Consider the following 21,954-nt stretch of genomic DNA (forward strand, 5'->3'; position numbering starts at 1 on the left):
CCGAGCTGCCCGGGCATGACGACCGACCACCCGGACACCGGCGTCGAGATCGGCTTGACGGGACGCCCGCCACGGGCGATTCCCGAGCCGCAGCCGCGCACGTCGCACGGCCCGGCGAAGGTCGTGGCGATGTGCAACCAGAAAGGCGGCGTCGGCAAGACCACCTCGACGATCAACCTGGGTGCCGCGCTCGCGGAGTACGGCAGGCGCGTCCTGCTGGTGGACATGGACCCGCAGGGCGCCCTGTCCGCCGGTCTGGGCGTGCCCCACTACGAGCTGGAGAAGACCATCCACAACGTGCTGGTCGAGCCCCGGGTGTCGATCGACGACGTGCTGCTGCACACGCGGCTGAAGAACCTGGACCTGGTGCCCAGCAACATCGACCTGTCGGCCGCCGAAATCCAGCTGGTCAACGAGGTGGGCCGCGAACAGACCCTGGGCCGGGCGTTGCACCCGGTGCTGGACCGCTACGACTACGTCCTGATCGACTGCCAGCCGTCGCTCGGGCTGCTCACGGTCAACGGCCTGGCCTGCGCGGACGGCGTGGTGATCCCCACGGAGTGCGAGTACTTCTCCCTGCGGGGCCTGGCGCTGCTGACCGACACCGTCGACAAGGTGCGCGACCGGCTCAATCCCAAGCTGGAGATCAGCGGCATCCTGCTCACGCGGTACGACCCGCGGACCGTCAACGCCCGCGAGGTGATGGCCCGCGTCGTCGAGCGGTTCGGTGACCTGGTGTTCGACACCGTGATCACCCGGACCGTCCGGTTCCCGGAGACCAGCGTGGCGGGCGAACCCATCACCACGTGGGCGCCGAAGTCGACGGGCGCGATCGCCTATCGCGCGCTGGCCCGCGAATTCATCGACCGATTTGGCGCGTGAACACCGTCGCGAACGGTGAGGCGCCCCAGCAGAACGGCAGCTCGACCGGTTTCCGGGTCCGCCTCACCAACTTCGAGGGGCCGTTTGACCTGCTGCTGCAGCTGATCTTCGCCCACCGCCTCGACGTGACGGAGGTGGCGCTGCATCGGGTCACCGACGACTTCATCGCCTACACCCGCCAGATCGGCTCCCAGCTGGATCTCGAGGAGACGACCGCGTTCCTGGTGGTCGCCGCGACGCTGCTCGACCTCAAGGCCGCGCGGCTGCTGCCGGCGGGGCAGGTCGACGACGAGGAGGACCTCGCCCTGCTGGAGGTGCGCGACCTGCTGTTCGCCCGGCTGCTGCAGTACCGCGCGTTCAAGCATGTTGCCGAGATGTTCGCCGAGCTGGAGGCCACCGCGCTGCGGAGCTATCCGCGGGCGGTCTCGCTGGAGGACCGGTTCACCGAGCTGCTCCCCGAGGTGATGCTCGGCGTCGATGCGCAACGCTTCGCCCAGATCGCCGCGATCGCGTTCAGCCCGCGGCCGGTCCCGACGGTGGGGCTCGGACACCTGCACGAGGTGCAGGTGTCGGTCCCCGAGCAGGCCAGGAAGCTGCTCGAGGTGCTGGAGGCGCGGGGCAGCGGCCAGTGGGCCACCTTCTCCGAACTCGTCGCCGACTGTCAGGCCCCGATGGAGGTCGTGGGCCGCTTCCTGGCGCTGCTCGAACTGTATCGTTCGCGGGCGGTAGCATTCGACCAGTCAGAGCCGCTTGGCGTGCTTCAGATCTCGTGGACCGGAGAGCGTCCCACCAACGAAGCCTTGGTAGAAGTGCGGGACGAATAGATGAGTGACAACGCGGACGTCGACCTCGGCGTCGACCTCGGCGGCATCCCCGACATCGCCGAGGCGGCCCCCATGGAGGCCGAGGAGCTCCATTCGGTGCTCGAGGCGCTGCTGCTGGTGGTGGACACCCCCGTGACGGCAGAGGCCCTCGCCTCGGCCACGCAGCAGCCCGTCTACCGGATCGCGGCGAAGCTGCAGTCGATGGCCGACGAGCTCACCTCCCGCGACAGCGGCATCGACCTGCGGCAGACGAGCGAGGGCTGGCGCATGTACACCCGCGCCCGGTTCGCCCCGTACGTGGAGAAGCTCCTGCTGGACGGCGCGCGGTCAAAGCTGACACGGGCCGCGCTCGAGACGCTCGCGGTGGTCGCCTATCGCCAGCCCGTCACACGGGCGCGGGTGAGCGCCGTGCGCGGGGTGAACGTCGACGCCGTGATGCGCACGCTGCTCGCGCGGGGGCTGATCACCGAGGCGGGGGTCGACGAGGACACCGGCGCGGTGACGTTCGCCACCACCGACCTGTTCCTGGAGCGCCTTGGTCTGACGTCGCTGACCGACCTGCCCGACATCGCGCCGTTGCTGCCCGACGTCGACACGATCGAGGACCTGAGCGAATCCCTGGACAGCGAGCCACGATTCATCAGGCTTGCGGGCCGGCCGGCCTCGGACCAGGCGCTGACCTTCGACGTGGACCAGGATTGATGGTCGAAACCGAGGGAATCCGGCTGCAAAAGGTGTTGTCTCAGGCCGGAATCGCGTCGCGGCGGGCGGCCGAGAAGATGATCCTCGACGGTCGCGTCGAAGTCGACGGCCGGGTAGTGACCGAGTTGGGCACCCGGGTCGACCCGGAAAGCTCGGAGATCCGCGTCGACGGCGCCCGGGTGATCCTCGACGATTCACTGGTCTACCTGGCGCTGAACAAACCGCGCGGGGTGCACTCGACGATGTCGGACGATCGGGGCCGGCCCTGCATCGGCGACCTGATCGAGCGCAAGGTCCGCGGCAACAAGAACCTGTTCCACGTCGGGCGATTGGATGCGGACACCGAGGGCCTGATCCTGCTGACCAACGACGGCGAACTGGCACACCGGCTGATGCACCCGTCGCACGAGGTGCCCAAGACCTACCTGGCAACGGTCGCCGGGTCGGTGCCGCGCGGGCTGGGCAAGCAGCTGCGCGCCGGGGTCGAGTTGGAGGACGGGCCGGCGAAGGTCGATGATTTTGCGGTGGTGGACGCGATTCCGGGCAAGACGTTGGTGCGGGTGACCCTGCACGAAGGGCGCAACCGCATCGTCCGCCGGCTGCTCGCGGCGGTGGGGTTTCCGGTGGAGGCGCTGGTGCGCACCGACATCGGACCGGTGACGCTGGGCAAGCAACGTCCCGGCACATTCCGGGCCCTGGGCCACAGCGAGATCGGCCAGCTCTACAAGGCGGTGGGATTGTGAACCCCGTCGTGGTGGCCATCGACGGGCCGGCGGGCACCGGAAAATCCTCGGTGTCAAGGGGTTTGGCGCGCGCGCTGGACGCCCGCTACCTCGATACCGGCGCCATGTACCGGATGGTGACGCTGGCGGTGCTGCGCGCCGGAGTCGACCCGACGGATGCCGAAGCGGTGGCGTCGGTCGCCGCGGCGGCACGGATGTCGGTGGATTACGACCCGGCCGGGGACCGCTACTACCTTGACAACGAGGATGTTTCGGTCGAGATCCGCGGCGACGAGGTGACCCGGGCGGTGTCGGCCGTGTCGTCGGTCCCCGCCGTGCGCAAAAGGCTGGTGGCGCTGCAGCGAGCGATGGCCGAGGGCAACGATAGCGTCGTCGTCGAGGGCAGGGACATCGGCACCGTGGTGCTACCGGACGCGCCGGTGAAGATCTTCCTGACCGCGTCGGCGGAGACCCGCGCCCGGCGGCGAAACGACCAGAACGTCGCGACCGGTCTCGCGGACGACTACGACGCCGTGTTGGCCGACGTCCGCCGCCGGGATCACCTGGACTCCACGCGGGCCGTGTCGCCGCTGCGCGCGGCGCCGGACGCGGTGGTCCTCGACACGAGCGACATGACCGAGACACAGGTGATCGCCCACGTGCTCGACCTGGTCCGGCAGCGAAGCGGGGCTGTGCGGTGACGCAAGACGGTACCTGGACCGACGAAAGCGATTGGGAATACTCGGAATCCGACCTGGAGCGTCCGGAGGAGGCCGGCCCCGCGCCCGTGGTCGCGGTGGTGGGCCGGCCCAACGTCGGCAAGTCGACGCTGGTGAATCGGATCCTCGGCCGCCGCGAAGCGGTGGTGCAGGACATTCCCGGCGTCACCCGCGACCGGGTCTCGTACGACGCGCTGTGGTCCGGGCGACGATTCGTCGTGCAGGACACCGGGGGATGGGAGCCCGACGCCAAGGGCCTGCAGCACCTGGTGGCCGAGCAGGCGGCGGTGGCGATGCGCACCGCCGACGCGGTCATCCTGGTGGTCGACGCCCTCGTCGGCGCCACGGCGGCCGACGAGGCCGCCGCCCGGATCCTGCTGCGCTCGGGGAAGCCAGTCTTTCTGGCCGCCAACAAGGTTGACAGCGAGAAGGCCGAAGCGGACGCGGCGGCGCTGTGGTCGCTGGGGCTGGGCGAGCCGCACCCGATCAGCGCCATGCATGGTCGCGGGGTGGCCGACCTGCTCGACGATGTGCTCGCCGTGCTGCCCGAGGTGTCGGAATCCGCACCGGCAGAGGGCGGCCCGCGCCGGGTGGCGCTGGTGGGCAAGCCGAACGTCGGCAAGAGTTCCCTGCTGAATAAGCTTGCGGGCGACGAGCGTTCGGTGGTGCATGACGTCGCCGGGACGACCGTCGATCCGGTGGACTCGCTCATCGAACTGGGGGGCAAGGTCTGGCGTTTCGTCGACACGGCCGGGTTGCGGCGCAAGGTCGGCCAGGCGAGCGGGCACGAGTTCTACGCGTCGGTGCGTACCCACTCGGCGATCGACGCCGCCGAGGTGGTGGTCGTGCTCATCGACGCGTCCCAGCCCTTGACCGAGCAGGACCAGCGGGTGCTGTCGATGGTCATCGAGGCCGGGCGGGCGCTGGTGCTGGCCTTCAACAAGTGGGACCTGGTCGACGAGGACCGCCGTGAATTGCTCGAGCGGGAGATCGACCGCGAGCTGGTCCAGCTGCGGTGGGCGCAGCGCGTGAACATCTCGGCCAAGACCGGTCGCGCGGTGCAGAAGCTGGTGCCGGCGATGGAAACCGCGCTCGAATCGTGGGACATGCGCATCCCCACCGGTCCGCTGAATTCCTGGTTGAAGGAAGTAGTGGCGGCCACCCCGCCGCCGGTGCGCGGCGGCAAGCAGCCCCGCATCCTGTTCGCCACGCAGGCCACCGCGCGTCCGCCGACGTTCGTGCTGTTCACCACCGGGTTTCTGGAGGCCGGGTATCGCCGCTTCCTGGAGCGCCGCCTGCGGGAGACGTTCGGGTTCGAGGGCAGTCCGATCCGCATCAACGTGCGGGTACGCGAGAAGCGGGGACCCAAGCGCCGCTGAGCGGGTTGGCGGTTGCATGCGGCTCTAGTCCCGACCGGAGTGCGTTCTTCGAACGCGACAGCGCCGGCGATATCGCGCGTGAATCGGCTCGGCGGTGGCACGGCGCCGCCGCTATCTCCCACAATGCGGAACATGCAAGCTGTATCACAGGAATACATGTTGACTTCGCCGCCTGATGCTCCTTAACGTTCTCGTATAACGGGCTTATAGCGCCGTATTGCGGGATTTGGAGGAACAGTGAACGTGACACAGGATGCGCCCACCGCCTCGCGCTTTAGCGTCGAAGGAAAGTCGATCCTGATCACCGGGGCGACCGGTTCGCTGGGTAGCGTCGCGGCCCGGGCGCTGGCCGGGGCCGGCGCGCGACTCACGCTGGCCGGCGGCAACGCTGCGGGCCTCGCCCGACTGGTCGATGAGGCGGGCATCGGGGACGCCGCGGTGGTCAGCCGCCGGCCAGAGTCCCCGGCCGACGCCCGCGCGATGGTCGAGGCGGCTGTCGCCAGGCACGGCCGGCTCGACGGCGTACTGGTCGCCTCGGGCATGAACCACGTCGCGCCCATCACCGACATGGCCGTCGACGACTTCGACAAGGTGATGGCCGCGAACGCGCGGGGCGCCTGGCTGGTGTGCCAGGCCGCCGGGCGGGTGCTGATCGACCAGGGCGCCGGCGGCAGCGTCGTCCTCGTCTCTTCGGTACGCGGATCGCTCGGCCATCCCGCCGGATACAGCGCATACTGCCCGTCTAAAGGTGCCACCGACCTGCTGGCCAAGTCGCTGGCAGCCGAGTGGGGCGGCGACGGCATCCGCGTGAACGTCCTCGCCCCAACGGTTTTCCGTTCCGATCTCACCGAATGGATGTACGCCGACGACGAGAGGGGCCGCACCACCCGCGAGGCGATGTTCGCCCGAATTCCCTTGCGCCGCTTCGCCGAGCCCGAGGATTTCGTCGGCGCCCTGATCTATTTGCTCAGCGACGCATCGAGCTTTTACACCGGCCAGGTGATGTACCTGGACGGCGGATACACCGCCTGCTGAAAGGAATTGGGATGACTATCACCTGGCCGCTCGGCGAGGCCGAATCGAAGTTGGAGTTCTACGACCTGTCCCACCCGTGGGGTCACGGCGCGCCGGCGTGGCCCTACTTCGACGACGTCAGGATCGAGCGCCTGCACACGATGGCGCGAAGCCGCGTGCTCACCCAAAAGATCACCACCGTCATGCATTCCGGCACGCACATCGACGCCCCCGCGCACGTGGTCGAGGGCACGCCCTTCCTGCACGAGATCCCGCTGAGCGCGTTCTTCGGCACCGGGGTCGTGGTGTCGATCCCCAAACAGAAGTGGGAGGTCGTCACCGCCGAGGATCTGGAAAAGGCGACACCACAGATCCGGCCGGGCGACATCGTCGTCGTCAACACCGGGTGGCACCACAAATACGCCGACAGTGCCGAGTACTACGCCTACTCGCCGGGCTTCGACAAGGACGCCGGGGAATGGTTCGCCGCCAAGGGCGTCAAGGCCGTCGGCACCGATACCCAGGCGCTGGATCATCCGCTGGCCACCTCGATCGCGCCGCACGGGCCCGCGGAGCACACCGGTGGCCTATTGCCCTGGGCGGTCAAGGAATACGAGCAAGAGACGGGGCGCGCCGTACTCGACGACTTCCCAGAATGGGAACCGTGCCACCGGGCGATCCTGGCGAACGGCATCTATGGTTTCGAGAACGTCGGTGGCGACCTGGACGAGGTCACCGGCAAGCGCGTCACCTTCGCCGCCTTCCCGTGGCGGTGGGTCGGCGGCGACGGGTGCATCGTGCGGCTGGTGGCCATCGTCGATCCCACCGGCGGCTACCGGATCGAGACGGGTCGGGCGGCGTGATGACCGCCGACGTCGAGGAGGCTCGCGGCGGTGGAATCCAGGTCATCGCCCGGGCGGCCGAACTGCTCCGATTGCTGCAGGCGCACCCGGGCGGGCTCAGCCAGGCCGAGATCGGCGAGCGGCTGGGCATGGCGCGTTCCACCGTCAGCCGGATCCTCAACGCGCTGGACGACGAGGGGCTGGTCGCCGCGCGGGGGCCGCGTGGTCCGTATCGGCTGGGCCCGGAGATCGCGCGGCTGGCCGACACCGTGCGCCTCGGTGTCGTGATGGACGTGCACCCGTTCATGGAGGAGCTGTCGCGGGAGCTGGGGGAGACCGTCGACCTGTCTATCCTCGACGGCGACCGCGCCACGTTCGTCGACCAGGTCGTGTCCCCGCACCGCCTGCGCGCGATCAGCGCGGTCGGGGAGTCGTTCCCGCTGCATTGCTGTGCCAACGGCAAGGCGCTGCTGGCCAACCTGCCGCCCGAACGCCAGGCCCGGGCCGTGCCGTCTCGCCTGGCCCGACTCACCGAGAACACGATCACCAGCCCCGCAGCGCTGCGCAAGGAGCTCGAGCGCGTCCGCGCCGAGGGCGTCGCCCATGACCGCGAGGAGCAGACCGAGGGCATCTGCGCGGTGGGAGCGGTACTGCGCGGCGTGCACGGGCAGATGGTGGCCGTCAGCGTTCCCGTTCCCGCGCAGCGGTTCTACCGTCGCGAAGCCGAGCTGGCCCGGGCGCTGCTGGCGTGGGTGAAGCGCGTGAACGCCCGACTGGAAAAGGCCTGATGGCGGGCCGTCGTGGAGCCGGGCGCCGGCTGCGGTAGGCTTTCGACCTGCTGCCGGTCCTTCCCGGCGGCATCCGGGCTGTGGCGCAGTTTGGTAGCGCACTTGACTGGGGGTCAAGTGGTCGCAGGTTCAAATCCTGTCAGCCCGACTTTGTGAAATAGGTCTTGACCTGCGATGACGTCGATATTCAGCCGTGACGGTTGCGTGAGGTAAAAACCGCCCTGGGGACCACACGGGGTGGCGGCGGCGCGCTCGATGGAGTCGTGTAGGGGACGTTCTGCGAGTTTGACCAGACGCCATGCGCGTCTGTGCACGTTAAGCGGTGCGGCCGAGCATCACTTTATTCGGCGGTTTTGCTCCCGCCAGTGTTGGCCGAGCTTTCGCCGCCGTGGACACCTTCATGACCACGCCCCGCCTGGAAATCGGATGCTGCATTCGCGTCCGCAGCCGAGATTTCGGGGTCACTGTAGAAACGCGTCGGGGACGTAGCCGGTCTGTTTCGACTGATGAACGGAGTTCGGACATTGAACAACATCGCGGACGGCCAGCCGATCGACCACGGACTTGCCGATCAGGGCCATCACCGCCGCGTGGGTCGACCTCACAGACACGATGAAGGGCTGATCGCCACCGCCGAACAAGTCGCGGCACAGATCCGCTCAGAGAGCCTGCCGTTCGGCACCCGGGGCCGGCGATTTGACCGAGGTTCCCCGTTTTATGTGGGATTAATGGCCTCGGCGGGTGTGGCGGTCACGTATGGAGTGGTGCGTGTCCTCGGCTCGGCGTCGTCGGTGCTGGTATTGATCGGTGCGGCGTTGTTTTTCGCCCTGGGACTTGAGCCCGCGGTGTCGGGGCTGGTCAACCGCAAACTCCCGCGATGGGCGGCGGTCAGCCTGGTGGTCATGGTGGTGTTCGGTGTCCTCGCCGGTGCCGTTGCGGCGGCGATTCCGCCGCTTGTGCAGGAAGCACGCCAATTCATCGAACAGGCGCCGCACTATCTGCAGCAGGCTCACGACCACTCCTCGCTGATCGGCAGGCTCAACGAGCGCTTCCATGTGCAACAACGGATCACCGACACGATCCATGGCCCGGGCACACCGACGGTCGCGGGTGTCGTCAAGGTCGGAAAGACGGTGTTCGGCGCCGCGTCACATGTCGGGATTGTGGCTGTGCTCACCATCTATTTCCTGGCTGACATGCCCCGCATCCGGACCACGGTGTACCGGTTCGTGCCGAACTCTCGCCGACCGCGCGCGATCCTCATCGGCGACGAGGTGGTGGCCAAGGTCGGTGACTACGTTTTCGGCAATGTGCTGACCTCGCTCATTGCCGGAGCGGCGACGTTTGCGTGGTGTTTCGCCTCGCATGTCCCGTATCCGTGGCTGCTCGGGGCTTTTGTCGCGATCGTGGATCTTTTCCCATACGGGTCAACAGTCGGCGGGTTCGTAGTCGCCCTTGTTGCGCTGACCGTTTCGATTCCGGTGAGCATCGCCACCGTGGGGTTCTACATTGCATTCCGCTTGGCCGAAGACTACTTGCTGACCCCGAGGATCATTGGCCGGGCGGTGAAGGTGCCAGGCGGTGTCACCGTGGTGGCCGTCCTCATCGGTGCGGCACTGCTAGGGGTGGTCGGGGCGTTGCTTGCCATCCCGGTCGCGGCGGCGCTGCAACTACTGGTCTCAGAACTGCTTTTCCCCACGCTCGATGAAACATGATCGCAGCGTGCCGGAGCGAGGCTGACGGCGTACTCTCCGCGCTGGTGCGTTGGAAACGCGAGCGAGACCATCAGGGGGATGGGGATCCGTACAAGCCCGGACCTGTGATGCGGAGTTGCTCTAGGAACGCGCGAGCGGACACATACGCAGCCTCGATCAACGCGGCAGTCTGTGTGAAGTCAAGTGGCGACACCAGTCTGGGCGCGGGCCCGGGAAGGTACACGACCGGGATCCCGGCGGCGATGACAGGAGCCTCGAGGACGGACTGTGCCCGCATCGCGACCATCACTGTGTAGAGCAGAATGTCGGCGACGGTGTCAGTCGAACCCGGCAGTTGGCCAGGAAAGTTGCAGTCGAGCACCACCAACGAGCGTGCCCCCATCTCGACCGCTTGGCGCATGGGGACGTTGGCCACCAGACCGCCGTCGTAGAGCTGGTGGCTGTCGAGGTCGACGGATGGGAAGATACCCGGGATCGCCGCGCTGGCCAGCAGAGCGGGAAGCAGCAGACCGTCACGCACAACGTGTGGTCGAGCGGTGGCGATATCTGTCGTGACTGCGGCGAGCGGCAGTGTCAGATCGGCGAATGTCGTTGCCTGCCCGATAAAGTCGGTGATCACCGCAGCCAGTCCGGTGTTGGGGAACAGGTGCGTCTTGACCCTCTGCAGCAGCAAGGCCTGCGCGAGCAAGCCGCCCGGGAACACCTGATCTCGTGTCAGTCGTGCCCACACGTGCGAGAGTCGGTTCACCGCACCCTTTGGGTCCGCGGCGATGACCGCGCCGTTGAGCGACCCAACCGACGTTCCGGCGACGAGATCGGGAGTGACTTCCCACTCGCTGAGCGCCTGAAGCATGCCCACTTGGATCGCGCCAAGGCTGGCCCCTCCGCCAAGTACGTAACCGACTGGTTGCGGGAGCCCGTCCAGCCTAAGCACCTGACCGTCCACCCAGTCAGGCTAAAACAGCGATCCGGGTCGCGCGGTGGTATCGCCGCTACTTCCTTAGGCACCGCCCAACCTGACGTTCCTTCCCGCTGCAGCGGCTCAACCGAGGAACCAAACATTCCTGGGACGGCCTTCGATTTGGGACATGGTCGACGCGTGGGAACACGTCCCTCGACAACGCGGTTGCCACCTAGTCGCGGCCTGCTTCGACGAGCTTGTCGGCCACACTAGATGGCCTGGTGAACAGCGCTTCGTGGCTTCCAGGCATCTGAATCAGCCGGAAAGTCCCGAGCCGGCTTGACATCCGTGGATGCCAACCCGCCTCTCCTGGTGGCATCACGAGGTCCTCCGTACCGACGAGGAAGCTGCGCGGGATTGAAAGACTATGGAACTTGGTCATATCCAGTGGCTCGACCCATGGCCCATATGGCTCGGGTGAAAGCTGCGCATAGGCGTGCTGGGCCAGTTCGGGCCCGGCGTCGTTGATGAAGGCATCGCGCCAGACGTCGAAGGGAACCGTAAAGGTATTGTCGACAGATTCCGCGGCCATTTTGGCGAACATCTCTGTACCCGAAGGAAGCATCTCCAGCGCGGTCTCGCCGTTGTGGAGAACGAATGCGCTCCAAAACACCAGTCGGCGAATGCGTTCCGGAACCGCTTCGGCCACCTTGCTGATGATTGTGCCTGCGTAACCGTGGCCGACAAGAATGAAGTCCGTTAGCTTCTTCTCGACGATATAGTCCACGACCGACTCGGTAGATTCGGCGTGAGTGACGTTCTTGGGGACACCGTGCCCGTGGCCGGCGACCGTTGGGGCGAGAGCGGTGTGGCCCAGTTGCTCTAGGCGTTCGACAACCTGCCGCCACGCCGAGCCGTCATGACAACCACCGTGCACCAGGACAAATGTGTACCTATCCGATCCCAATGATTCTGTATCGCGCGTCACTACGACATGCTCCTAACGGTTCCTGTGTGGAATGTGCAGGGAAAGTCGGACATCGGATCCTCTATCGATCATGCATCCAATTGAGCCCTCATTAGCCCGTCTCGGGGAGGGTGGCCGTCATTGCGATGTGCATGCAACGCATAGGGTTTGAGCACCCCGGACGATTCGTGACGGTGAGTGCACGCCGCCACGAGTTGACGCTTTCGGGCTGTGCCGCAACGCTAGGTAGCCTCACTCACACGACGGTGGCGCCATAGGATTAGGGACCGATGCGAACGCCTGACCGGCTTTATTCCCACAGACATAGACATGGCCGGAAAGCCTGACAGATCCGATGTTCCCAGAAAACACGTGGGCCAGACGGCTCGTAACGCGTTGGGCTCCAACGCCTGTTCGCGCCAACAGATTGCTTTGGGCGGCATGGTCGCGAGCATGGGGGTAGTCAGGATGTCGTACTTGGTTAGGACCTGCTGGGCCCGCTCGACGGACTTGCGCTGAGCTCTGTTGCGCATTAACCCCGTGGTGCGCACTACCGAGCCGACCCTGAGATGTTGCCAGCGCGCGGCGAGAGCTGGCTGCAATCGAGTGCAGCGTCGCTCGCGCTGAGGCCGGCCAGCCAGCGGGGAAGCATCGCGCAGGCGACGTACCCGTATCGGGGGCGCGATCGTTCGTGAACGGCTCCGGTGAGCACTTGTGTGGCCCGGGTGACAGGGGCCCTTGAACCATTTAAGCATCGCGCCTGCACCGGTCTGCGCTTCGAAGAGCACCGAACGTATTGCGGGTGAGGGGTCGCGCGGTTTTGCGATTCTTGCGTGGGGATTATGGGATCCAGAGTGGCGGCATGCGTGCACCGCGGCCCACGGTCTGATCGCCGTCACGCCGCCGAGAACAGCGCTGCTGCGTGCTGCCGCTGCCATGGTTGACCTCCCGCCGATCGTCGGCATATCCGGTTTCACGCCCAGCACAGACGAGATACACGATGCTCGGGAGGTGGGCATGTCATCAGCTATGACCAAAGCTATGCGCGCGAGCAGGATGACGTTGGTCTGCGCGCGCACACGAGTTGGTTGTGGGCGCACACGAGCTGTTACCAGCCGCCGCTTGGCAACGACGCCCCAGTACCGGCGATCGAACCGCGCTGCAGACGATGTTGAACCGCGGAAGAGGGCTGCGGCTCTGCGGTCGTCGGCATTAAACCCACCGGCCGGTCAGTCAAGTTTTCGACGACGCCGCCACGACAGCTGGCGCCATGACCGAGCCGAAAGCAAAACACCGCGGGCCCGCCCACCTATGTTGTCCTGCAACTCGTTCGGCCGGCGCGTCTATACGGACAGACAGGAGCCGTGACCCGCGGATAGCCCCCCACCCGCGGTCTACTGCCGGCAATGACGAACCCTGCACCTACGGAAAAGTGCCATGCTTTGCATAACGCGTAGCTCGTGCTGACACTGCCGTAGCCTTCGATTTGTTATCGCAGTGGCTCCCCGCACCCGGCACGCCGAAAAGGCAGTCACCGAGCAGAATGAACGCTGCGCCCAGGCCAGGCCCGCGATCTCCCGGATTGCCACCGATGCCTCGACGACTCGAAAATCGCTGCGGCTCAGCGCATAGCCGGTGACCGTCGACTCGCTGATAGCAAGATCGACCAGCACTGTGGGCCTGCCTGAGTGAGCGCTGCCGAGGTGCGCCAGATCCGCGCTCGCCTTTGCGACGTTGTGGGAAAGGCTGTCAGGCGTTGACTGCGATAGCGGTTATGTGCCTCCTGGCTGGCCCGTGACTCCTCGGGGGCGCGCTCCCCAGGTGGCTAAAGCCCGCGTGACTGCCCGGTGCGCGGCGGCGCGGGCGGGCAGCGACAAACCCGGGCGACGCCAAGCGTCAGATTTCATGACGGTTTCGGTTGAGCCAAGTTATTGCAGCTTCACTGGCGCGACGGGGGCTTCATGCCGCTTGCTTCGCTATAGTAGAGACCGCTATGAGCATACTGAGCCGTTACGGAAAGCGTTGGAGCACAGCGCTTCACGTAGCCGTTTCGGCATTGATCGCCGTCACCCTCGGACTCGCCATCCCGCCCATGGCGCAAGCGGCCGCGGTCACGGCGACGTTGTCGGTGAGCTCGACGTGGCAGACCGGTTTCATCGCCCACTTCACCGTCACGAACTCGAGCTTGGCGCAACTGACCGATTGGCGGATCGATTTCGACATGCCGGCGGGACAGTCCGTCTTGCACACGTGGAACAGCACGATTACCCAATCCGGCACGCACTTTGTGCTCACCCCGGCGAACTGGAATCGCATCATCCCGCCTGGCGGGTCGGCCACAGGTGGTTTTCGAGGGGTGCTGAGCGGCACTTACTCGCCGCCGACGAATTGCTTGATCAACGGGCAACCCTGCACCTAGGGGCCGCGCCGCTGCCGTGCTCCGCACGGCGACGTGAACTCGAAGTGGCCGCGGCGTGACGGTTTGGGATGGCGTGGGCCGATTCGTCGGTGCGGGTATGGACGCCGGGTTATGAATCAACGGTGAGCAACCACCACGTCAACCTGACCCCGCAGGAAGCCGCGTTGATCGGCGAGAGCCATCCCGAAGCCCTCACCCGCATGGACGAGCAGTCGCTGAAGGAACTCCAGAGCCGGCTCAGGCAGGCCCGCGAGAAGAACTTCAGCCTGTTGCGCCGCCAGGGCGCGGCTCGGGTGCAGGCCGAAGGCGCGCGCGGCGCCGCCCAGCCCGCCAACGAGAAGCGCGGCGAGAAGGTCGAGGTTTTCGACGAGGCCCTGGCCCGGGTGAACGAGCGCCTCGAGGCGGTCAGCGCCGGCGACTAGCAGGGGCTGTGCCCTCGGCTGACGGTGCGGGGGAAGCATACTCAGTCCCCCCGACGACGCTCGTTTGCGTCGATCCTGTGGCTACGGGACCTTCGGCACTAGATGAGGCGAGGCGTGCGGCGGTTAGCTTGCCGTCACCAACCCGCGTGCTGCGGGGCAATAGGAAGGGCCGTGGGCTGATCAGCGGCACGCGAGCAGGGAGACGAATGAACAATCTTCTTGATACCGCCTCCGCGTCGTCTCACCGGCAACCAGTTCGGCTGGATATGCAGCGCCTTCGAAACGCCGCTGCGGGTTTGGCGGATAGAAGTCGTTGTGAGTTGGCATGAGATCCAGCCGTTCCTGGTGGCGCTGGCAATAGGGTTGCTCCTCGGTTTGGAGCGCGAACGCAGTCACAACCGCAAGCTCGCCGCAGGCTCCCGCTCGTTCGCGCTGCTGTCGCTCGTTGGGGCCGTGACTGCCAGCTTCAACCAGTGGACTGTCCTGGCCGGGCTTGTCGGCGTTGGGCCGTTGTTGGCGCTCGCCTACTTCCGCACCAGTGAACAGGACCCCGGGACTACAACGGCGTTCGCGGCGCTCGTGGCCTATCTGCTCGGCGCGCTCGCTTACACCCGCCCGACGGTGGCCGTGGCAATTGCCGTCGTCGTGGCGGCGCTGCTGGTGTCCAAGAGCCGCATCCATCGCTTCGCCCGCGAGATTGTCAGCGACGTCGAGTTAGAGGACGCGATCAAGTTCTTCGTCGTCGCGTTCGTGATTCTGCCGCTCCTACCGGATCAGCGGCTGGGGCCCTACGGGGTGCTGAACCCAGCGAAGCTCTGGCTTCTCGTGGTGCTGCTCACCGGTATCGGTTGGGTCGGCTACATCGGTGTTCGGGCCCTTGGGCCGGAACGTGGCCTCTTGGTCACCGGGTTGGCCGGCGGATTCATCTCCGCGACGGCGACGACTGCGTCGATGGGCCGGCTGAGCCGCACGGCCACCAGCCTGCGGGCACCCTTGGCGAGCGCGTTGCTCGCCAGCCTCGCCACCTTTGCGCAGCTTCTGGTCGTCATCGGGCTCGTCGACGTCGACGTGCTGCGGCGCCTCTGGCCGCCGGTGGTCGCCGCCGCGGTCGTGCTCGCGGGTGTCGCAGCCTTCGTCTATCGAGGTGCGCCCCGGCCTCATCAGCAAAAAGCCGCCGAGGGCGACGGCGTCGAGGCGACGACGGCGAGCCGCCCTTTCGCCCTGCGGCCTGCCCTGGTCCTGGCCGCGGTGCTCACCTTCGCGCTGCTGGTCGGGCGCTGGGGCGCTGACATGCTCGGCCCGAACGGGGTGGTGCTTGCCACGTTCGCCGCGGGTCTTGCCGACGCGCATGCCGGTGCCGTTGCTGCAGCCAGTTTGGCGGCGAAGGGCGACATCACCGTGGACACCGGGCTGCTGGCCATCGGTGCCGCGCTCGGTTCCAACCTGATCGTCAAGGCGGTCCTGGCATTTACAGCCGGCGGCCGTCGCTTCGGGCTCGGATTTGTTGCCGGGACGGCCATTCCGGCCGTGGTATTCGGCGCCGCCTTGGCCGGGGTGATAACCGCGACTTGAGCGGGAGTGCGGTCGTCGCCCGACGGCAGACACTGCCTCGCTCGGTCCGGGGCTGGACTCGTCTGCCCTGGGGCACTTGCTGACGCGGGACATTAGCCGGACAGATGGGCCTTCGTCCCGCCGTGGAAGGCCCTGCGGCCCTAGCCGTCACTCGGTGCCACTGCTTTACTCGCGTCAGTGGCATTGCCACCGACCGCCCGAGGGGCCGAGGTGCGATTCCCTCCGAGGGGAGGATTTGTGATGGTGGCAGGCCCGCCTCCGGTCGAGGTTCTCGGGCGACCGTGTACCCGTCGTACTCAGTTGCACAGCCCCGGACCGACGCGAATGTTGTTGGCCGCGATCGTGTCAGTCGCTGTTGTGTTGATTTGCGCGGTTGGATCGGTCCCGACAGCGCGCGCCGACGCTATCGACGACGCGTTCATCGCTGCGCTGAAGGCACACGGCATCGACCACGAGTCGGACAAAGCCGCGATCGCGGCCGGTCGTTTGGTTTGTCACCAACTCGATATGGGCAGGTCGCAGGACGAGATCGCGACCGACGTCATGAACAGCAGCGGCCTAGACGCTGAGCATGCCGGGTACTTCGTGGCCGTGGCGGAACGCGCATATTGCCCGCGCTATGCGGATATACCGTCGTGACGGTTCAATCGCCCAGCGGCTCAGCCGTGACTCGGTGGTAATGCTTCGAACTCGACGGACAGTGTCGCGCGCGACGAATGTCGCGGCCCAAGCGCATAAATCGGACATGAATATCGGGACCCGTCATTCCACGCTTTCGTTATTCTTCGTATCCGTGCTGCTGGGATCGCACACCGCCGGCGGCCGCGCTAACCCAAGGAAGGGAAATCGAATGCCCTCACTTCGCTGGCGGGCGGGATTCACCGTCCTGATGGCGGCCGGCGCCGCCCTGGTCGGTAGCGCGGGGATCGCCACCGCGAACCCCGCTGACGACGCATACCTGGCCCAGCTGCGCGCCGTCGGCGTCACGTGGCCGCCCAAGACGGAAGAGGCCCTCATCGGGGAAGCGCACCTCATCTGCTACGACCTCACGTGGGGTTGGACGCCACAACAGATTGCCGACGACGTTCACGCCCACCTAAACGCAAGGGGCGTCACACTGTTGGACGTCGGGACCATGGTCAACGCCGCGCACAACACCTATTGCCCCGGCAATGTATGCGACGCCCCCAGCCTTTGCACGTGACGGCGGAAGCGCCGCGGCGGCCTTTTGAGAGTCCAAATAGCGGCAAATCACGCCAACGAGAGCCGCATTGCAATGCGTTGCGCGGCAGGTGTTTTCGGGTCATCCCATCCCGGTAGTACCGTGGTTGCCGAATAACACTCCGCCTGTGCCACCGGCGCCGCCCGCCACGCCGCCGCTGCTCCCACCGTTGGCGCCGTTGCCGCCGTTGCCCCAGAGGATCCCGCCGGCCTGCCCGGGCGTGCCGGTGCCCTGTGCGTTCGTGACCCCGGTGAAGCCGCACCGGGCAGGTCGGAATCCGCCCCGGACGCGACGGGTGGCCACCACATCCGCAGGGCGCGGCAGGACCGCAGGAGAAACGCTAGACATGGACCACACGCGTTCAATCGGGGGAATTCGCCAAAAAGCTCCCAGTATCACGAATCCTGGGCTTGCACCCACCCGACGGCCGTGCTGATCCGTTCGGCGGGAGCGCCGGCGTCACCGCACAGCTGCGCCACGATCTCGGCGGACTCGGCGGTGAAGACGCCGAACACATAGTCGTCGGCCGGCACCGCCATCGCCGCGAGCAGCCGCACCTGCCTGCCGCACGTCGACAACGAGGTCGCGTGCTCGTTGAGCCGATCGGCAATGGCGCCGATCGATTGGGCAGCCCCCTGCAGCCCGTACCACTCGACGAGGAACCGCGGTTGCGGGTCCTCGGCGGTCGTCATTCGACCACGGTATAGACGGCACCGAGCAGTTGCCATCGGGGTTTTCCCTAGTCCGCACCCGACCCGGATTCCCGTTTCAGCGCCAGGTGGATCTGCGCCCGCGACCGGATGTTGAGTTTCCGATAGATCCGGCCGAGATTGAACTCCACCGTCTTGACGCTGATGAACAGCGCGGCGGCGATGTCGCGATTGCTCATGCCCGAAACGGCGAGCTCGGCGACGCGCTCTTCTGTCGTCGTCAACTCGTGGTCGCCGCGCCTGCCCGAACCGCCCCGCGCCAGCTCGGCTTCGGCGCGGTCGATCCACGCTGTGGTGCCCAGCTGCCGGAAGGTCCGCACCACCTCGCGCAGGACCGCGGTCGCCGCGTCGCGGCGGCGCTGCCGACGGTGCAGTTGCCCGAGCAGCAGCTGCGTGCGCGCGCGTTCGAACGGCATGGGTAGGCGTTCGTGCTCGTTTACTGCGCGTTCGGCGACGGTCACGGCGGAAGCGGTATCGCCGCGCCCCGCGTGCAGCATGGCGCGACACCGCGCGCCGGTGGCCAACATCCACGGGCGATCGAGCCGGCGCCCGTTGCGCTCGAGGGCTTCGATGAGCGGCTCGGCGTCATCGAGGCGGCCCAGGCCAATCATCGCCTCGATGGCGTCGGGAAGGTAAGGCGCGACATAAATCTCGGTCGCGCGCGGTTCTTCGCCGAGTTCGCGTAACAGCGGCCCGAGCGTGCCGAGGGCGGCGGCGTAATTGCCTGCGGACACTTCGAGAAACCCCAGTATGGTTGTCGGCCAGACGGTCACCAGGCCGGGGGAGTCGCACCGCTCGCCGACGGCGAGGGCCTGGCCGGCGTCGCGGCGGGCCTCGGGCTCGGAACCGGTGTACGCGGCAACCGCCGCCCGCAGCATGAGGGCCACCGCGAGGGGCAAGTCCCGGCCGAGCAGTAGCGCACGTTCCATGGCGTCGTCCGCTATCCGACCGGCTGCGGCAAAGTCGGCCCGCCAGACCTCGTTGAGGCCGCCATGGAAGGCGAACATCATGAGCTCGCTTTCCTCGCCGCGCTCGATATAGCTGCGCCGGATGGTGTCCAACTGCAGTCGCGCCTGCTCCAGGCGTCCCGTGCCCGCCAGGAGAATCGCGTCCTGGACCCTGGGGCGCAGCAGCGCCGAGACGGCGGTCCGCGAATCCTCCAAATCGAGCGCGCGTTGCAAGCCGGGCTCGTCGATGCCCTCGCCGAGAAGGAAGCGCACCTGGACCCGCATGCTCAGCGCCTGGCTCAGGAGGTCGGGCTGGCCGTGGGCCTCGGCGGCGCTGACGGCGTCCTCGACGCTGGCCGAGGCCCGATCTCGTCGGCCGACATTGATGAGGGCGAACGACAGGGGGACCAAGATCAAGGTGCGCAACGCCAGGTCGTCCCCCACGTCGGCGAGTGCGCGGTCGAGTAACTCGGCAGCTTCGCGCGAACTACCGTCGAGCAGGCTCCACTGCCCGAGCAGCCGCAGAGCCTCGGCGCGCAGCGCCGGGGGCGCCGGTCGTTCGACGGTTTGCTCGAGCACCGTCCGGGCGCGGGCGGCGTCTCCGGCGGTGAAGTGGTGGGTCGCCAACCGAATCCGGCGCTCCGGGGAATCCGCGCCCAAGCCGATCGCGAGTTCCAGCAGCTCGGCGGCGGCGGCGGGGGCTCCCCGGCGGCGGGCCAGTTCCGCCGCGAGGTCGAGAGCCTCCACCGTCCGGAGGTCGCCGGTCGCGTCGGACAGCGCCAGATGGCGGGCGCGCAACTCGGGCTCGTCGACCAAGTCGGCCAGGCGCCGGTGCATTTCGCGGCGGCGGCCAGGCGGTGCGGCGCTGTAGACCCCGTGCGCCAGGATCGGGTGGGTGAATCGAAGCCGCCTTCCGTCGATGGACACCACCTCGTGTGCCTCGGCCGCACTGAGCGACTGCACCAGCTGGTCCGCCGTAAAGGCGGTGGCGCGGGCCACGATCGGCACCGTTGGATCGGCGAGGCTGGCAATAGCAAGCAGGATGTCTTCGGCGCCGACCCGGCCGATCCTCGACCGGACGAGTTCGTTGAGGCTGCTCGGCAGGCTCAATCCGGCGGCGTGTCCCGCGGGACCGACCTCCCGCGCCAACTCCAACGCGTAAAAGGGGTTGCCCCCGGCTATTTGGTGGATACGCAGCAACGTGGGACGGGCGACCGATTGACCCAAACGAAAAACCAAGATGCTATGTAGCTCGCCAATGGTCAACGGCTCCAACCGCATTCGGCGAACAGCGTTCGGATCGGGCAGCTGCAGCCGTGCCGCCACCTCGTCGCTGCGGGTCGTGCAGACCAGGCCCGCTCCGGCGGGCAGCCTGCGTGCGGCATAAGCCACCACGTTGGCGCTGGACGTATCGACCCACTGCAGGTCGTCGATCGCGATGACGACGGTGTGTTCGGCCGCGAGCCGGCCGACGACAGTGACAAATGCCGCGGCCACCGCCCGCGGGTCGATGTCGTCGGCATCGACCGGATGGCGCAGCAGCGCTCCACCCAGGGCGCGCTGCTGCGGTATCGGCAGATCCGACCAGACGGAGTCGTCAACGTCGCTCAGCAGGTCCGCGAGTGCGGTGTAGGCCAGCACCGACTCGGCGGCCGCGGCTCGGCAGCTCAGCGTCCGAAATCCCCGCGCGAGGGCGCGCTGTACCGCGTCCACCCACACTGTCGTCTTGCCGATGCCCGGTTCACCTTCGATGACGAGGGCGCACGACTGGTGCGGGACCGAGTCGAGGAAGTCGGTCACGGCCTGTTCTTCGGCCCTCCGCCCGATGAACGTTTCCGCCATGGCGATTCCCCCGGACCGGCGTCACACAATCACACCGGCACGGGCTGAACCCTGCCGAATCGTCATCACGGGCATGATTCTGCCTCAGAAACGCACGGCGATGGCCAACTCCCGGGAGATCGATCGCATCAGCGCGGCCGTTGCTCAGCAAGGTGGCAACGGGCGCTGTCACCCCGTCAAAGCCACTGTGACGCAGGTCCCACCGAAATAGGCTGGGCGCATATGCGAACCGCTTTCCACTCGCAGCTGGAGTCGCTGACCGTTGCAGTCGCCGACATGTGCGCACTGGCCGGCGCTGCCATGCAGCGCGCGACCCAAGCGCTGCTGCACGCCGACGTGATGCTGACAGAAGCTGTCCTGGCCGACCACAGCAAGATCATGATCAACGGGCTGCGCGCCCAGCAAGAGGCGTTGGCCGTGCTGGCCCTCCAAGCGCCGGTGGCTGGTGACCTTCGAGTCGTTGTCGCCGCGCTGAAGAACATCACCGACGTGCAGCGCATGGCCGCGCTGGCGCTACACGTCGCCAAGGTCGTTCGTCGCCGCTACCCGTCGCCGGCCCTACCCGAGGAGGCGAACAGGTACTTCACCGAAATGGGCCGCATCGCCGTCGATCTGAGCAACAACGCCAGGCACGCGGTGCAAGCCGGTGACCCGGTCGCGGCGGCTCGGTTGAGCCGCGACGACGACGCCATGGACGACTTGCACCGTCAACTCTTCACCTTGCTGATGGACCGACGGTGGGACCACGGTATCGCCCCGATCGTCGATGTCACTCTGCTCGGCCGTTACTACGAACGCTTCGCCGACCATGCCGTCGAGATCGGACGCCGCGTCATCTTCCAGGCCCGAGGGGAGCCGATGTCCGCTTCCGGCGTCGTCGCAAGGATTGTGCGATTCCTGCGTGTGGGCTATCCCCAGGGCGTTCCGGCGACCGACACGTTTCCCTTGCTGGCCCTTCTGCGCCGGCGCCTCACCGACGAGGAAGTCATGCAAATCGGCGAGGAGCTCGTTCGGCACGGCGATCTACCCGCCGACGCGACGACCATTCAGGTCATGGTCACCAAGATCACCGACCAACTGCCCTCACATGACGAAGTCGAACGCGTCAGGCGACACCTCGAGAATCGCGGATGGCCGGCCAGTGATGACTTTCAGGCCTCGAACGGTTAGCCCGTCAGCCCTAATACGCCCCGGCGATTTCGTCCGTGTGACGAACTCGGGTCGAATCTGTTGCGCCTGTGCGGATTTGTGCCGCGCACTCGGGCGCGTCCCCCTCTGAAGTTCGTCACGATGGCCGGTCTGTTCCGGTGGCACTTTTCGTCATCGTGCCCGATAGTCGTATGAATCAATGACGACCAGTGTCAA

General features: G+C 66.9%; 21 protein-coding genes, 1 tRNA gene and 1 pseudogene. 18 read left to right on the forward strand and 5 right to left on the reverse strand.

What is annotated here, in order from left to right:
• Positions 1-15 precede the first annotated feature (15 nt).
• The 11 genes from G6N56_RS02350 to G6N56_RS02400 all read left to right on the forward strand — a co-directional run bounded on the left by G6N56_RS02350 (position 16) and on the right by G6N56_RS02400 (position 9,587).
• Positions 16-882, forward strand: coding sequence for a ParA family protein (locus G6N56_RS02350; RefSeq protein WP_085256860.1), 867 nt, complete (start codon positions 16-18; stop codon positions 880-882).
• Positions 879-1,706 carry a segregation/condensation protein A gene (locus G6N56_RS02355; protein WP_085256859.1) on the forward strand — a complete coding sequence of 276 codons (828 nt, stop codon included), beginning with the start codon at positions 879-881 and terminating at the stop codon, positions 1,704-1,706. The genes G6N56_RS02350 and G6N56_RS02355 overlap by 4 nt, the downstream gene beginning before the upstream one ends.
• Positions 1,707-2,408: an SMC-Scp complex subunit ScpB gene (gene scpB / locus G6N56_RS02360; RefSeq protein WP_085256858.1), complete on the forward strand. Its 702-nt coding sequence runs from the start codon at positions 1,707-1,709 to the stop codon at positions 2,406-2,408.
• Complete coding sequence (locus G6N56_RS02365; protein ID WP_085256857.1) at positions 2,408-3,151, forward strand: pseudouridine synthase; 744 nt, start codon at positions 2,408-2,410, stop codon at positions 3,149-3,151. Before scpB ends, G6N56_RS02365 begins: the two co-directional genes overlap by 1 nt.
• Positions 3,145-3,831 (forward strand): (d)CMP kinase, encoded by a 687-nt coding sequence (cmk, locus tag G6N56_RS02370; protein ID WP_085256856.1) that lies wholly within the window; start codon positions 3,145-3,147, stop codon positions 3,829-3,831. Before G6N56_RS02365 ends, cmk begins: the two co-directional genes overlap by 7 nt.
• Positions 3,828-5,228, forward strand: a complete 1,401-nt coding sequence (der, locus tag G6N56_RS02375) for a ribosome biogenesis GTPase Der (RefSeq protein ID WP_085256855.1) — start codon at positions 3,828-3,830, stop codon at positions 5,226-5,228. Before cmk ends, der begins: the two co-directional genes overlap by 4 nt.
• Positions 5,229-5,465: 237 nt before the next feature.
• On the forward strand, positions 5,466-6,263 hold the full coding sequence (locus tag G6N56_RS02380; protein WP_085256854.1) for an SDR family NAD(P)-dependent oxidoreductase: 798 nt from the start codon (positions 5,466-5,468) through the stop codon (positions 6,261-6,263).
• A gap of 11 nt (positions 6,264-6,274) precedes the next feature.
• The gene (locus G6N56_RS02385) at positions 6,275-7,105 is read left to right on the forward strand and encodes a cyclase family protein (RefSeq protein ID WP_085256853.1); all 831 of its coding nucleotides are present in this window, start codon (positions 6,275-6,277) and stop codon (positions 7,103-7,105) included.
• Complete coding sequence (locus tag G6N56_RS02390; RefSeq protein WP_085256852.1) at positions 7,105-7,872, forward strand: IclR family transcriptional regulator; 768 nt, start codon at positions 7,105-7,107, stop codon at positions 7,870-7,872. The genes G6N56_RS02385 and G6N56_RS02390 overlap by 1 nt, the downstream gene beginning before the upstream one ends.
• A gap of 74 nt (positions 7,873-7,946) precedes the next feature.
• A tRNA-Pro gene (locus G6N56_RS02395) sits at positions 7,947-8,020 on the forward strand.
• A 376-nt stretch (positions 8,021-8,396) separates the two neighbouring features.
• Positions 8,397-9,587, forward strand: coding sequence for an AI-2E family transporter (locus G6N56_RS02400; RefSeq protein ID WP_232069192.1), 1,191 nt, complete (start codon positions 8,397-8,399; stop codon positions 9,585-9,587).
• Positions 9,588-9,657: 70 nt separating this feature from the next.
• Here G6N56_RS02400 and G6N56_RS02405 read toward each other — a convergent pair whose 3' ends face one another.
• A complete protein-coding gene (locus G6N56_RS02405) occupies positions 9,658-10,533 on the reverse strand; it encodes a patatin-like phospholipase family protein (protein WP_232069193.1) in 876 nt (291 codons plus the stop codon).
• 187 nt (positions 10,534-10,720) lie between these two features.
• Entirely contained in the window at positions 10,721-11,476 is a 756-nt protein-coding gene (locus G6N56_RS02410) for an alpha/beta fold hydrolase (RefSeq protein WP_264019387.1), read from the reverse strand.
• Between the two features lie 1,972 nt (positions 11,477-13,448).
• Between G6N56_RS02410 and G6N56_RS02415 the strand changes: the two genes are divergently transcribed.
• The 5 genes from G6N56_RS02415 (at position 13,449) to G6N56_RS02435 (ending at position 17,072) form a co-directional block, all read left to right on the forward strand.
• Positions 13,449-13,874 (forward strand): cellulose-binding domain-containing protein, encoded by a 426-nt coding sequence (locus G6N56_RS02415; RefSeq protein ID WP_085256850.1) that lies wholly within the window; start codon positions 13,449-13,451, stop codon positions 13,872-13,874.
• A 122-nt stretch (positions 13,875-13,996) separates the two neighbouring features.
• Complete coding sequence (locus G6N56_RS02420) at positions 13,997-14,296, forward strand: hypothetical protein (RefSeq protein ID WP_085256922.1); 300 nt, start codon at positions 13,997-13,999, stop codon at positions 14,294-14,296.
• A 315-nt stretch (positions 14,297-14,611) separates the two neighbouring features.
• On the forward strand, positions 14,612-15,868 hold the full coding sequence (locus G6N56_RS02425; RefSeq protein ID WP_085256849.1) for an MgtC/SapB family protein: 1,257 nt from the start codon (positions 14,612-14,614) through the stop codon (positions 15,866-15,868).
• 324 nt (positions 15,869-16,192) lie between these two features.
• Positions 16,193-16,507 carry a DUF732 domain-containing protein gene (locus tag G6N56_RS02430; RefSeq protein ID WP_085256848.1) on the forward strand — a complete coding sequence of 105 codons (315 nt, stop codon included), beginning with the start codon at positions 16,193-16,195 and terminating at the stop codon, positions 16,505-16,507.
• A gap of 211 nt (positions 16,508-16,718) precedes the next feature.
• On the forward strand, positions 16,719-17,072 hold the full coding sequence (locus tag G6N56_RS02435; RefSeq protein WP_085256847.1) for a DUF732 domain-containing protein: 354 nt from the start codon (positions 16,719-16,721) through the stop codon (positions 17,070-17,072).
• Positions 17,073-17,171: 99 nt separating this feature from the next.
• Here G6N56_RS02435 and G6N56_RS29695 read toward each other — a convergent pair whose 3' ends face one another.
• From G6N56_RS29695 to G6N56_RS02445, 3 genes are read right to left on the reverse strand one after another with little or no spacing between them, the layout of a single operon-like run.
• Positions 17,172-17,438: a PGRS repeat-containing protein gene (locus G6N56_RS29695; RefSeq protein WP_408632656.1), complete on the reverse strand. Its 267-nt coding sequence runs from the start codon at positions 17,436-17,438 to the stop codon at positions 17,172-17,174.
• Positions 17,439-17,485: 47 nt separating this feature from the next.
• Positions 17,486-17,782, reverse strand: coding sequence for a hypothetical protein (locus tag G6N56_RS02440; protein WP_085256846.1), 297 nt, complete (start codon positions 17,780-17,782; stop codon positions 17,486-17,488).
• Positions 17,783-17,829: 47 nt separating this feature from the next.
• Positions 17,830-20,589 carry a helix-turn-helix transcriptional regulator gene (locus G6N56_RS02445; protein ID WP_085256845.1) on the reverse strand — a complete coding sequence of 920 codons (2,760 nt, stop codon included), beginning with the start codon at positions 20,587-20,589 and terminating at the stop codon, positions 17,830-17,832.
• Positions 20,590-20,811: 222 nt separating this feature from the next.
• On the opposite strand from G6N56_RS02445, the pseudogene phoU reads away from it, so the two are divergent.
• Positions 20,812-21,444, forward strand: a pseudogene (gene phoU, locus G6N56_RS02450) (phosphate signaling complex protein PhoU); the annotation flags it as partial.
• 3 nt (positions 21,445-21,447) lie between these two features.
• On the forward strand, positions 21,448-21,759 hold the full coding sequence (locus tag G6N56_RS28725; RefSeq protein WP_232069423.1) for a DUF3349 domain-containing protein: 312 nt from the start codon (positions 21,448-21,450) through the stop codon (positions 21,757-21,759).
• The last annotated feature ends 195 nt before the right edge of the window (positions 21,760-21,954 follow it).

This window comes from Mycobacterium saskatchewanense (genome assembly GCF_010729105.1).
Lineage (GTDB): Bacteria > Actinomycetota > Actinomycetes > Mycobacteriales > Mycobacteriaceae > Mycobacterium > Mycobacterium saskatchewanense.